Here is a 12,824-nt window from a genome sequence, read left to right as displayed (position 1 = left end):
TCAGTCTGTGTTCGATGCCTCTCGATTGCAGTGGGTGCAATCTCAGTTTGTGCGAACTTCCGCATCTCCAATCGGAACTTATCTTGCTCTTCGGTAAAGCCAAAACCTGCCATATTTCTCCCTCTCCGAAATTTATTTACACAAATGTCACCTGAAAGGTGATCCCACTCGCCACACGCCATTATCTTAGTGACTGCTCACCAAATACCCCCAAGCGCTCAGTACTGATTTCATCCATGCTGGTAGCGTTATAACCCTTGCACAGGAAGAGTCTTGCGGCCTCGGAGATGATGTCGGCTTGTTTCTTTCTCTCGTTATCTAGTTTCATCTCACTGCTCCCTGTGCGAATCTAATTGCCGTTGGTAACAAACCGCAATTGGCATGTTCCTCAAGCGGTGGTACACTGGATATGGCAAACTGCAGCTTCCCAAGTACGGAGATCGGTCTTCGTATAGCGTCCAGATAGTAAGTATCTGCCTTTCCTCCTTCCTGGCAGGATTTGATAATAGAGTCCGCCGCCAACGACCCGCTGTCGACTGCTGCGGCTATGCCACCACCTCCCGCGTCCGCATCCAACAACCCGGCAGCATCGCCCACCAGCATGATGTTACCCAAGGCAGGACGAAAAGAACCGTCAATCAGTTTTTTGTGTAGCAGCGGAATAGTGCAGCTGTCTGTCCAAACAGGTTTTTGCGCCATATCGAAGCCGTGATGCTGGGCCAGCACTTCAAGAGCCTTCTCCATATTGTCACGCCAACGGAAGCCGAAATTGGTGAGGCCGACATAGAAGAATTCCTCTTTATACCCAAGGGTGAACAGGCTGCCGGGAAAGGCGCCGGCAGCATTGTGGGAGGCATCTCGGTAAAGGAAATCGTGGGAATACTCCCTTTCGATATCCCTCAATGAGCCCTTGTACCATTGCTCCACTGCTTGCTTGAATTGTACTTCCAGGTCAGGGTACAAACATCTCCTTACTATGGATCGGCTGCCGTCTGAACCAATGACACATCGGGTATCCAATGCACTTTCTGTCCCCTTCCTAATCAGCCTCACAGTACATTTGCCATCAGTTTCAGCAACACTGACAACATTAGCCTCATCCCATAATTGGGCGCCTGCCTCCACTGCCTGTTGGGCCATCCAGTAGTCAAGATCGCTTCTCCACCCCTGGGGTATGCTTCCTTCCACCTTATGGCATCCCCCGTCTGGAGTGTGGAATATAAACCCGGCCAAAAAAGGAGGATCGTTTAGCACTTTTGGTGGGATTTCACCAAACTCTCGGGCCACGATCTTCTTAGAAAAGCTACCCATTATCCATCCAGCGCACACTTTGTGGCGGGGCAGTTTATGTTTTTCCAGCAGCAGTACTCTCAGCCCATTCTGAGCACATCTTTTGGCAGCCGCCGATCCGCCGGGGCCTGCTCCGATCACAATCACATCGAATTCGAAGGGTCGCATTGGACTCCTTTCCATAACGGTTAGTTGGACACATTCACCCCATATTACGTGTGTTGTCAATAGGCTGTATGGTGTAAGTTCATCGGTTCTGCTCGGTTTCCGTTGACACCTTTATTTACCTGAATCACCACTTTTGGCTTTACGATGTCCGCCCAGTTGTGATAAGGGAAATTGATCCCCGCTTTTTCTGCGGGTGTTTTACCTTTGAGGTATTCATGAGGTCTGAGATAGTTGTAATAGACTAGCCACCCTTCGAGCATTAAATAAGCCTTGTCTAGATTCTTCATACCCCGCACAACTTTGTTTCTCTCCTTTAACGTGCCGTGGAATCTCTCAATGAGTTGCTTTGCGGGTTCTGAGGTTAGTGTCTTAGCCTTGATGTGCTTTGCCTGGTTGCCAAAAGCCAATTCGATCACGTCTATGTATGAAGCCAACCTGTCAGTGACAATAACCTTTGGCGCCTTGCCAGCTTTCTCTGCCGCCCGCTCAACCAGAATCCGAGCATCGCCGGTTCTCCGAGTGAGTGACATATGAGAACCAAGAAGGTATCTGGTTCTAAAATCAATGATGTCCCAATACCAATAATTCTTACCCTCTATCCTCAAGACTGTTTCATCAGCAACCCAAACATCCCCGACAGTGGGCTTGTATCCCTTGGCATCCTCGACAGCTTTCTTGGTGAACCGAGTTATCCATTCGTAGACTGTCGAGTCTGAGGGGCAATTGTCATGGTCCTGCTGCAATTGCCTTCGTATAGCGTTCAGGCTCATGCCTTCGTAATACATGTTCATCGCCGAGGCTACCTGCTCTTGAGGTGTTTTCATCCCCTGAATCGAACTATTGTCTATGAAGGTATGCCCGCATTGCCGACAAAGCAACCTTTGCTGCCTGCCTTTAGTCTTACTCCACTTCACGACATTTTGGGATTCGCAGTATTTGCACTTTCTGGGCTGCATCATTTCTAAAACTTGTTCTGCCATGTCTTTCGCCTCGCCGAAATCCATTCCATCCTTCTCTCTTTTTGACAAGAGGATAACAGGCATAATAAAGGGTATCAACCCCAACCGAGAAGTACCCCAAATTCTTAACGCTTGACATCTGCCTGCAGATCTTTCAGGCTTGACACAAGAGTCAGCTTTCCATCCTTGTACTGCACAATGTTCCCCACGTTACTGTGAAGACCATTGGCTTGAATGGTTATCGGTCCGGCTGGTCCTTCCCATGCCAGATCGCCCGAGCGGGCTGCCCTGGCGATATCCTCGGGCTTATCCGATCCAGCCATCTCTATCGCTGTGATGGCCACCCATGGCGGAATATACATGAAGGTATCCGTGGCCTGAGCAGATCGATTGAGCACATCACGAACAGTTTGCTCAAATGCCGCGGCCGCTGGGAACGGGAAGCCGGGCGCCCATGAAACCCAGTGGTAGGTCCCTTCGGCTCCTTTCTCCTTCAACGCAGTAGCGCCGCTTGATGCTCCATCCGTGCTAAAAACCGTAATATCACCCCAGCCTCCCAATTGGGGCATCTGGTTGAAGATAGCGATATGGAAACTCTCAGGGCCGCCACCATTGATCATAAGGATGTCAGGATTCGCCCTTCTGACACCGGTGAGGAGCGATGAGAAATCCACGGTGCCGACCGGGGCATATTCTTCATAGACAGTCTTTATGTCACCGGCAGCCTTGAACACGTCCTTCATAATCCTTACGCGTTCACGCAACTCTGTCATGTCCGTTGTGAGAAAGCCTACCGTCTCAGGCTTGAAATAGCTTGCCACAAAACGCGCTTCCAGCTCTCCGAGGTCGTTAAGGTTCGGGTAGACGCAACGGATGGTATATGGCCTGTCAGTCAAATCCGCCGGAGTTGCACCGACGCTGAATAGAGGCACTTTGAGTTCTTCCGCAGCATCGGAGGCAGCGGTAAGGCAGGGTGTCGACGCTCCGCCATAAAGGACTGCCGAGACATGATCCTGCAGTACCAGCTTCTTGTATCCCACACCGCTCTGGGCCACCTGAGTCTTGTCATCGTACTTGATCCACTCGACGGGTCTTATCACTCCGCCGACGTTGATGCCGCCTCTGTCATCAATTTGCTTTTGCACGATCTTCATGGCATCATTGACAAGAAAGCCGGCAAGACCCGCCGAACCGCTCCATGACGACAGAAGGCCGATCTTTATCGGCTCATTCGAGACAGTAATTGTGGGCGTTGTTGCCGCAGCTGTTGTCGCCGCGGGTGCCGACGCTGATGGTGTTAAAGCTTCCTCTTTCTCATCATCGCCACAGGCGGCTATAATGGACGCTGCTAATGCCAGAACCAGAACCAAGGCCGCCACTTTGTACCATGGAGTCCATTTCTGTTGCATCCCTCTCCCCTTTTCTCTTATTTCCTGCCTATGAGAACCATTATCGCAAATATACCTCTTCCGCAAAGCCGTTAGGGAATCTCTGATTTAAGAAAGGCGTATAGCCCATCTTCAGCCTTCATCCCGGTGGCGATGCCCTAAGTATCGGCGCCAACTCTTGATCCACTGCGATTCCGTTATCAGGTGTTTTGCTGGTTACCTGTTGGGATGAACGAAAATGCTCTGGCTGGCCTTCAAGACGGGCGTTACTACGCGTGAGCTTTAATGCCGACTCGCTGACTCGGCTGACCAATTACCCCCTCCTGGCGCAAGCGCTCTCGCTCATCATCAAAGTATCCCACTTCCTCCAGCAACTCATCCTCATTCTGGCTGAAGAACGGCGCAAAATGTCTCACCTGCAGTGGTGTTTCCGAGTACTTTATGGGAAATCCCGCTTGCTTTACCTTCCCAAAGGCGGGATGGTCCAACTCCATCACCATTTTCCTTGCCCTGATGTGGAGGTCACTGAACACCTCGGCAACGTTGTTTACCTTGGTTATCGGTATGTTTTTGGGAGCCAGGAGATCAAACCATTCGTCCCTGGTCTTGGTGAGGAAAATCTTCCTCATTGTTTCGCGTATCTCTTCGGACTCTTTGCCCAGTTCCTTTGGAGCAGGAATCAAATCCTCTCTGCCCACCTCTTTGCAGACGTTTTCCCAGAAGTAGGGCTCCATAGCACCGAGAGCAACGTATCCCCCATCTTTGGTTTGGTACACCCCATACTCAGGGAAATCTCCGCTGGCAGCGATATGTCCACGTTTCGGAATGTCACCATTCTGGAAATACCAGACCGACAGCATACCCAATAGAGAGACCACTCCATCCGTCAAGGCCACATCTATATACTGCCCCACACCGGACTTTTCTCGGGCCGCTAAGGCACCCAGTATGGCTATCACGGCATGCAGAGTTCCTCCCGCTGCGTCCCCTACGAATCCCAAAGGAATGACGGGATCGCTCTTCTCGGACCCGATCAGGCCAAGTGCGCCGCCGAGGGCGATATAGTTGATATCGTGGCCGGGCAGGGAAGCATATGGACCGGTCTGCCCGTATCCCGTCAGCGAACAGTAAATAATCTTCGGGTTGATCTTCCTTATCGTTTCGTAGTCCACACCCAAACGTTTGGTAACCCCGGGCCTGAATCCCTCGAAAACGACATCCGCTGTCTCGGCCAGTTTGTGGAAAATCTGTCGCCCATCATCCGATTTCAGGTTGAGGCCCAGACTCTTCTTGTTTCGGTTAAGCGCGTTGTATGCTGAAATTCTCATCCCTGCTTTGGTCATAGGGGGAGAAGGTTCTGAGGCATAACCCACTGCGCGCTCTCCTGCAGCGGCGGTAGCTTCTATCTTTATTACTTCTGCCCCCATATCGGCCAGATACATGGTGGCCTGAGAGCACGGAGGCAGACGAGACATATCCAGAATTCTTATTCCTTCTAATGGCAACATACCGCGTTCTCCTTTCATATCGATACTTTTCTTGGCCTCCGGCACTGGGAATTACCCTAATCGTGAGCGCCACGATAATCCGACCCACTGTGACTCAGCAGCTTTGGGCTCTACGAAGGCTCTTTCGACATCCTCACAGTCCTAAACCCACATGGGTTTGTTCCAGGTACCGAAGACCTCGCGCCACACCTGTCCCATTTCTCCGGCAGTGGCATAGGCCTTGAGGGCAGTCATCGAGGGGCGCATGATGTTGCTTCCGTCTTCAGCCGCCTTCCTCAAATCATCCAGCGCCGTCTTCACCTTCCGGCTATCCCTTTCCTTCCGAATTTGTTTGAGCTTGGCAAGCTGCTCCTCACCTGCGGAAGGATTGGTTTTGAAGGCAGGGACTTTGAAGGGCTCTTCCTCCATCTCAAAGCAGTTGACCCCTACGATCTTCTTCTCGCCGGACTGGGCCAGTTTTTCCTGATCCAGCATCCCCTTGGCAAGCTCCCGGGGCAACCAGCCGGAATTCAGGGCCTCCACGAAGCCCCCCTGTTGCTCGATCTTCTTGAGATAGTCCCAGGCTTGTTCCTCGACCGCATTGGTCAGGCTTTCGATATAGTAAGAGCCGCCCAACGGATCCGCCACATTGGTGATGTTCGTCTCCACCTGGGCGATCTGCTGGGTTCGGATGGCCAGAAGCGCGGAAAGTTCCGAAGGTGCGCTGATGGCCTCGTCAAAACCATCGGCGTGCATGGACTGCACACCGCCCAGTGCCGCAGCCAGGACATGATATGCTACGCGAACGGCATTGTTCATCGGCTGCTGATAAGTCAGCGCGGCCCCGGAAGTCTGGACATGAATCTTGAATTTCAACGAATCCGTTTTCTGTGCCTGGTAGCGCTCCGTCAGCAACCGGTACCACATGCGCCGGACGGCCCTGAACTTGGCGATCTCCTCGAAAAAGTCCCTGTCGCAGGAAAGATGGGATGCCCCCAAACCGGGAGCAAAATCGTCGATCTTGAATTTTCCTCGACTGAGCACTTCATCGATGAACGTAATGGCATTGGCCAGAACGATGGCAATCTCCTGATAGGCCGTGATGCCGGTCTCCCGGATGTTATATCCGGAGAAGGAGGCGGTAGTCCAGTGCGGGATATTCTCGGTGCAGAATTCGATGAGATCGGCCGCCAGCCTCAGACCGTGCTGGGGTGGCGGCATATCGGGATAGGGACACGCCAGATAAGCAGTGCACATATCCTCATTGCAGGTTCCGGACAACTTATTCAAAGGGATACCCCTATTTTCGGCCAGGGCAAAATAGCCCCCGTTGCAGAACGGCATAAAGTGAGGGGTTCCCATCACTGCTGCATAAATCTTATCCTGAGGGATGCCTTCCAGCAAAACCTCGTAATCCCTGAGCGAGGACATGGGCGCTCCCCAGAGTCCCACATCATCAATCCGGGACAGAACACTGGGATGATCAACATCCAGGAGAGATGCCGTGGATTGATCGGCAATGACGGTAATTGCCGTCTGCCCCAAACTAAGGGCATACTTGACGCGCTCGTGCTGATCCTCCACCGTGCCGTGCCCGGTGATTTGCCGGATGCGCCAAGGCTGAGTACGATACATGCCGGGATATCCCCCCCGGGTGAACGGTGCCTCTCCAGGCGCCCCAAGTTCGCGGGAGGGATCGATCCCTGCCACATCTTCTGATGTGTAAATCGCCTTGACCGGGATTCCAGAGGCGATAACGAATTGCTTCTCTTCTTTCTGTTTACTCATGTTGTCCTTCCTTGCTAACTGGTCTTCCGATGTCAAGTGCTCATTTCTTGCCGGCATGTGACTGAACATACTGCACGATTCTTTCCATCTTCGATCCCGGCGGAAACACCTCGTTCACACCCATTTCCTTCAGTACAGGTATGTCCTCTGCGGGAATAGTGCCTCCGACAATGATGAGCTTGTCCTCGACGTGTTTCTCTTTGAGGAGAGCAATCATGTCCTTGATCTGCTTATAGCGTCCGCATACATTGAGGCCGATGACGTCCACATCTTCTTGAATGGCGGTCTGCACTACCTCTTCAGCCCTGAGAGCCCCCGCGAAGACGACCTCCATCCCGGCATCTCGCAAAGCCTGGCTCACCACTATTGGCCCTCTCGAATGTGAATCCAGGGCCGTTTTGGCCATCAGCACCTTAATGGGCTTGTTTTCTCTCACCATCAACCCCCTCCTGACACAAATTATACGGCTGGCTTAGCCTTCCACATGTAAACCGGCATGCCTTCAGCCTCATAATGCTTACGGAAGGTCATCTCCATCGGCATTTCAACGCGCGCCTGCTCAAAATCCAGGTCCGTCAACTGACCGAGCATCCGTCCGCCCCCTTCGAAGTTGATCACTCCACCTCCCACCGGCGGGACATCTGTCTTCGACATGCCCAGGTTATCGAAGGCGAAGGTGAACAGTTTGGCATTCTTGTCCGAAAAACGATAGGGGGTCAGGTTATCCTTGGACTGACAGTAGGCACACACCCGCTGTGCGGGATACTGCGGTTTTCCACAACTATTGCATTTTGCGCCATACAGGGCCAGGTTCTTCTTGCTCTCTCTCCAGCCTACCACCGCGGAAGGCAACAACACGGGAGGTCGGGCCGAGGGCTCGACATCGAGAAGTTGTTCAATGCGGGCATAGGACTCGTAATTGTTCAGCATCTTCTTTATTGGCAGATAACCCTTGATACCCTTTTTACCGTGGCCTTTCTTTCCGGTAGCCTCCAGGATGAAAGCGTCGCTGCCATCACCATAACTGGCTACCAGCATCTTCTGTCCGGCTCCGGCAGTTTCCAGTGCGGCTGCCAGCATCATCAGGGTTAGCGCCGTGCCGGTATTCCCAATCACGCCGAAGAGGGAATCCTGCAACTGGGTTTTCGGATCAAAACCGAGGGTTTTGGCCATGGTCTGATGAGTACGAGGATCAGGGCTGTAGATTACTGCCTTAGCGATGTCCTTTGGCATGAGGCCACAGTCTTTCATAACCGCCGCCACTGCCTTCCCCATCGTCAGCATATATGCCTTGTCGATGACGAAGCGATCCTCCCACGAGCGGACGAACCGATCCTCATCGGTCCGCCACACATCCATGGTATCGCTGAAGATCGAGTGGAATCCTTTGATCTTGGCAACACCATCCTCAACACCCACCAACACGGCTGCTGCCCCGTCTCCCAGAGCAACCTCCCTCGGTCCCTGGGCTGCCCCGAGACGGCAGTCGGCAGCAACCACCAGTATCTGCTTGGCCGAACCGTTACCCACTGCATCCATTGCTGACTTTAGCGCCAAGGTGCCCCCCCTCAAGGAACTGATATAGTCCGCAGTGAGTGCATCAGGGCGCAGATCGACGGCTCGGGCGATGATCGCTGCCGCCTGCTTTTCCTTAAACGGTGTGGTGGTGGTGGCGAAAAAGAGGCCGTCAATCTTCTGGCGGTCCATATCGCCCAGACAGTCGAGACAGGCGGCCACCGCCATCGTCAGGCTGTCCTCATCGTAATTGGCCACCGCTTTTTCTCCCGGCATCACAGGCGTGACCCACGCCTTGCCGATTTGGGCTCTGTCGAGCCGGCGCCATGGAATGTAAGCACCATAAGAAATTATTCCCGCCATTTTGTCTCCTTTTGTGAATTGCGTAGTTTTTCTGCCTGTACTTTGCAGCTATCCGGTAATCTAAGGCGACCTCTGAAAACGCCTGCGCTCAGTTTCCAAGGATGGCGCCGATGGGCAACGTCTGCCCCGGCCATCCGCCACGGGCGTGGATCATCATGAATTTGGGATCCTTGAGCTGTCTCTCGGGCTTTTGAGCCTTCCCCTGGAGCTGCTTGTAGGCTTCGTACATTTGCCTCAGGCCGGTTGCCCCGACAGGGTGGCCGAAACATTTCAGCCCGCCATCGGTATTGACGGCAACTCCGCCCGCATGCAGGTTAAAGAAACCCGCATCGATGTCTTCTTTGACCTTCCCTGCGGGGCTGATGCCGAAGTCCTCCAGCGAAATCGCCTCAGCGATGGTGAAACAATCGTGAAGGCTGACGGCGGTCAATTCCTTGCGAGGGTCCTTTATCCCTGCCTCCTCGTACATCGCCTTGGAGAAGACGCGATCGGTCTCAAAGTGGGCGTAATCGTAGTCATCGCGGATATAGCCGTCCGAAGCGTCTACGATGCATTTGATGGACTTGATGTAAACCGGATCGGGTCTGTATTTCTTGGCCAGATCATGCCTGGTGATGATCACCGCCGCTGCTCCGTCACTTACAGCGCAGCAATCGAATAGACCCAAAGGCCAGGCCAGGATGGGGGCATTGATCGCCTGTTCGAGCGTTATGGCTCGCTGGAAGTGCGCCTTGGGATGCAAAGAGCCATTGTAATGGCTCTTGACGGCGATCTTGCCCAACATCTCCTTCCCCTCCTGGGGCTTTAACCCGTACTGGTAAAAATACCGGATCCCGGCCATGGCATACATCCCCGGAACACTCAGAGGCAGGGCGCCCCCGGGAATTACCTTCCCTACACCCCCCAGACCGGACCATCCGGAATCCTTCAGTTTTTCGAATCCCACCACCATGGCTGTGTCGAAGATGCCCGCGGCCACCGCGTAAGCCGCCATCCTGACGCCTTCCGTCCCGGTGCCGCAAGCGTTCTCCACCCGGGACACCTGCTTGTTCTTGATCTTCAGCGGAATCGAAATGCTCGAGCCGAACCCGGTGGTATCCTGGGTGGCGGCCCACCAACCGTCGATATCCTTGACCTCCAGCCCGGCATCCTCCAGCGCCTCGTAGGCGGCTTCGATGACCATGTCTTCATAGCTCTTATCCCAGAGCTCCCCGAACTTAGTGCACCCGGCCCCGATTAAGGCCACTCTATCTTTTATGCTCTCCAATGTCTGACCTCCCTAACGTGTTTGTTGTCCCTGTTGCATCGAGCTTCACTCGATCTTGAGTTTCTCTTTGACCCCGGCGCTGACTTTACCTTTATCGCTGGTAAAAGTCCGGGCTGTTTCCTAACGTCCTTGTGCTTTGCGATTGCGAACGGTCTCCATGAATGAGTCGATCTGCATCCGCCATTGAGCCTCTGAATAGTCCCTCAGATCAACAATATCGCTCACCAGTCCCAGGAAAGGCAGGTTGACCTGTTTCTGGATGGTGGCGTTGGAGTGCATCTGGCCGATGGTCATGGCCCGGCAGGACCGGCTGCCATGCATCACCATGCCGTCGATGCTGTAATCCTTGGCCAGCCTGAGCAGCTTCTCCACGGCGGGATCGCCGCTGTTGGCTTGCGCTTCCTCGTAGTAATTGGTCATCAGCCGGTAGTTGCGGGTGGCGATATGTTCCACCGGATCACTGATGCCTTCGGGAATGTGACGGGGTTCCCAGTGCATGTAGGCGCTCTCGATGGCAAACACCGCCCCCATGCTCTCGAAGTAATTGAACATCCACATGGTATGCCACGGCGGCAGGCCACCACCCCACATCAACCGGTACTGCTCGTTCTCGACGACGCCGATGTGGTTATCCACCCGCTCCTGGATCTCATCGCGAAGCTCGGTGTAAAAATCGAGCGTGGCCTGTTCCCCCAGACGGAATACGCCGGGGGTGAAGATATTGAAGTGGTCCTGAGACGGCATCGGGGAAGGAATCGCCTTGCGCAGTTGATCCGACTGCCACCACATCATGGCGGCCCTATTGGCCAGATCGACGTGATAGCGCAGCTTGTCGTAGTCCATCTTCTTGCCGGTCTGTTCCTCCAGCCAGGCAATCAGTCCCCTGAACTGCTGGACCTGATATTTGATGTAATGGGGCGTCACCGCCTTGTAATTGGCATCCACCGAGGGAATGACCACATCGTGACAGTAGGTGGGAGTATCGGTGTAATGCCCCATGGACTGATACCACTTGTAGCGGGGGTCGCAGGTGCAGCTGCTACCCAGCAGCATATCCGGTTCCGGCATACCGCCATCCGGCGCGCCTTTGGGCATGCCGCCCTGTTCCTTGCGCATGGCGTCAAATCCCAGCCCGGTCCGGACATAGCCGCAGACCACGTTGGAATAGCCGTCCGCTTCCGCCCTCAGCAGGAACGGTTCGGCTTCGTGCTTGGCGGCGCATAGTCCGGCGTAGTTCTCCGTCCAGACAGGGGTGATATCCATGGCCAGCAGGATTTCATCATAGCCGGAGGCCATCATGCAATAGGCCACCGGTCGACCCTCTGCCTTGGCCTGATGGGCCCGCATGTACATCGTCCTGACAAACTCACGGACCTTCTTGGCCGTCTTGGTTGCTTTTATCGAAGTTGTCTTTTTAGTCTGTTCTTCGGCCATCATAATCCCCTAACCAATCGTCTCTAGAAATGCCTGCACCCGGGTGCTGAGCTGCCCGATGGTGCCCACGCTATAGTCATCCTCGATATGAAGGACGGGCAATCCCAGCCCCTTCAGATATTCGATGACGTCGGGCACATCCATCTCGTGGGTATCGCAGTATCGGATGATATAAAGCACCGCGCCGTTGACGTTAAAGTCCTTGATGAACTGGCCTATATGGCCGAAGCGGTTTTCCATGTCTTGCTGATGGGTGCCGGATTTGGCCCGGTAGGTGCGGGGACATCTGATCTCCAGATACCGCTTGGCCAGACCTTCCAGAGGATCGCTGGTAACCGGGACATCATCCCAGTACGACCTTGTCCCCATTCCCAGATCATCAATGACGATATTGGCGCCGGATTTCTCCACCAGTTCTGGAAAGGTCGCATCGCTGATCTCGCAGCCGTATACTAACAAGCGGGCCGGCTGCTTCTTGGGGCCGTTGTGGCCCTTTTTGACTTCGGCGATGATTTCTTTGAGCAGTTTGTTGACTTCCTTTGGCGGAAGAGCGGTGGTCACCGTCATTACCTTGGTCATCTCGGTGCCAGAGATTAGCGGCGGATCTGCTTTTTTCAGATTGGCAAGCTGGCGCAGCAATGCCCGGTTTTCATTGTACAGGGCTATCTCCTGAGCCAGCCGCTTCGGGGAAAGGATTTCGCAGGCATACCGCTCCAGACTTTCCACAAATAACTCCAACTCCTCCTTATAGAACGCGTAGGAGGTGGGCTGCAACATATGCGGAACATTGATGAAGTAGGAATACTCCGGATTTTTGTGATCCCTCCAAATGGAGTAGATGCGTTGTACGGTATCGCAGGTGTGAGGCACCACAAAGCCGTCCAGAAAGTCGTATCTCCCCTTGATGGCCAGATCGAAGGAGCTGCGGACAAAGGGACACATAATGGTCTCCAGATAAGCGTCCGCCTTGCTAATGGGCTCTTTGACATCCCCGGTGATGCGATACGGCACCAAATCCAGGGCCGTCATGATCTCCAGAGGGGGGTGGCAGCAAAAATAGCCGACCACTTTTTGGCCCTGTTTTCTCAGCTCTTCCGCCCTCCGGGATCGATTCTTATAGAGTTCTTCCAGATGAGACAATCTCGCTGTGCTCATTTGTTATCCT

Annotated in this window: 11 protein-coding genes; all 11 read right to left on the bottom strand. The window is 53.8% G+C overall.

All coding sequences use genetic code 11. The annotated features are described in order from the left end of the window. Positions 1–181: 181 nt before the first annotated feature. The gene (locus tag PHV74_06145; GenBank protein ID MDD5093944.1) at positions 182–328 is read right to left on the bottom strand and encodes a TetR family transcriptional regulator; all 147 of its coding nucleotides are present in this window, start codon (positions 326–328) and stop codon (positions 182–184) included. After that, positions 325–1,458, bottom strand: coding sequence for an NAD(P)/FAD-dependent oxidoreductase (locus PHV74_06140; protein MDD5093943.1), 1,134 nt, complete (start codon positions 1,456–1,458; stop codon positions 325–327). The genes PHV74_06145 and PHV74_06140 overlap by 4 nt, the downstream gene beginning before the upstream one ends. Before the next feature lie 56 nt (positions 1,459–1,514). Next, positions 1,515–2,462: a DDE-type integrase/transposase/recombinase gene (locus PHV74_06135; GenBank protein ID MDD5093942.1), complete on the bottom strand. Its 948-nt coding sequence runs from the start codon at positions 2,460–2,462 to the stop codon at positions 1,515–1,517. An 80-nt stretch (positions 2,463–2,542) separates the two neighbouring features. Continuing rightward, complete coding sequence (locus tag PHV74_06130) at positions 2,543–3,826, bottom strand: ABC transporter substrate-binding protein (GenBank protein ID MDD5093941.1); 1,284 nt, start codon at positions 3,824–3,826, stop codon at positions 2,543–2,545. Between the two features lie 248 nt (positions 3,827–4,074). Further along, a complete protein-coding gene (locus PHV74_06125) occupies positions 4,075–5,313 on the bottom strand; it encodes a CoA transferase (GenBank protein ID MDD5093940.1) in 1,239 nt (412 codons plus the stop codon). Positions 5,314–5,454: 141 nt separating this feature from the next. Beyond that, complete coding sequence (locus PHV74_06120; protein ID MDD5093939.1) at positions 5,455–7,080, bottom strand: methylmalonyl-CoA mutase family protein; 1,626 nt, start codon at positions 7,078–7,080, stop codon at positions 5,455–5,457. Between the two features lie 40 nt (positions 7,081–7,120). Next, a complete protein-coding gene (locus PHV74_06115) occupies positions 7,121–7,519 on the bottom strand; it encodes a cobalamin-dependent protein (GenBank protein ID MDD5093938.1) in 399 nt (132 codons plus the stop codon). Positions 7,520–7,539: 20 nt separating this feature from the next. Then, complete coding sequence (locus PHV74_06110) at positions 7,540–8,958, bottom strand: zinc ribbon domain-containing protein (protein MDD5093937.1); 1,419 nt, start codon at positions 8,956–8,958, stop codon at positions 7,540–7,542. 88 nt (positions 8,959–9,046) lie between these two features. Further along, a complete protein-coding gene (locus PHV74_06105; protein ID MDD5093936.1) occupies positions 9,047–10,225 on the bottom strand; it encodes an acetyl-CoA acetyltransferase in 1,179 nt (392 codons plus the stop codon). 120 nt (positions 10,226–10,345) lie between these two features. Then, positions 10,346–11,662, bottom strand: coding sequence for a 2-hydroxyacyl-CoA dehydratase family protein (locus PHV74_06100; GenBank protein ID MDD5093935.1), 1,317 nt, complete (start codon positions 11,660–11,662; stop codon positions 10,346–10,348). A 6-nt stretch (positions 11,663–11,668) separates the two neighbouring features. Beyond that, a complete protein-coding gene (locus PHV74_06095) occupies positions 11,669–12,814 on the bottom strand; it encodes a 2-hydroxyacyl-CoA dehydratase family protein (GenBank protein ID MDD5093934.1) in 1,146 nt (381 codons plus the stop codon). Between the last annotated feature and the right edge of the window lie 10 nt (positions 12,815–12,824).

The organism is Dehalococcoidia bacterium (assembly GCA_028711995.1).
Lineage (GTDB): Bacteria > Chloroflexota > Dehalococcoidia > SZUA-161 > SpSt-899 > JAQTRE01.
This window is presented reverse-complemented; position numbering and strand designations above follow the sequence as displayed.

Excerpts from the sequence above, each read along its gene's own strand:
- PHV74_06125 (MDD5093940.1), bottom strand. The coding sequence starts at position 5,313 with ATGTTGCCATTAGAAGGAATAAGAATTCTGGATATGTCTCGTCTGCCT.
- PHV74_06140 (MDD5093943.1), bottom strand. The coding sequence starts at position 1,458 with ATGCGACCCTTCGAATTCGATGTGATTGTGATCGGAGCAGGCCCCGGC.
- PHV74_06130 (MDD5093941.1), bottom strand. The coding sequence starts at position 3,826 with ATGCAACAGAAATGGACTCCATGGTACAAAGTGGCGGCCTTGGTTCTG.
- PHV74_06145 (MDD5093944.1), bottom strand. The coding sequence starts at position 328 with ATGAAACTAGATAACGAGAGAAAGAAACAAGCCGACATCATCTCCGAG.
- PHV74_06100 (MDD5093935.1), bottom strand. The coding sequence starts at position 11,662 with ATGATGGCCGAAGAACAGACTAAAAAGACAACTTCGATAAAAGCAACC.
- PHV74_06120 (MDD5093939.1), bottom strand. The coding sequence starts at position 7,080 with ATGAGTAAACAGAAAGAAGAGAAGCAATTCGTTATCGCCTCTGGAATC.
- PHV74_06095 (MDD5093934.1), bottom strand. The coding sequence starts at position 12,814 with ATGAGCACAGCGAGATTGTCTCATCTGGAAGAACTCTATAAGAATCGA.
- PHV74_06115 (MDD5093938.1), bottom strand. The coding sequence starts at position 7,519 with ATGGTGAGAGAAAACAAGCCCATTAAGGTGCTGATGGCCAAAACGGCC.
- PHV74_06110 (MDD5093937.1), bottom strand. The coding sequence starts at position 8,958 with ATGGCGGGAATAATTTCTTATGGTGCTTACATTCCATGGCGCCGGCTC.
- PHV74_06135 (MDD5093942.1), bottom strand. The coding sequence starts at position 2,462 with ATGGATTTCGGCGAGGCGAAAGACATGGCAGAACAAGTTTTAGAAATG.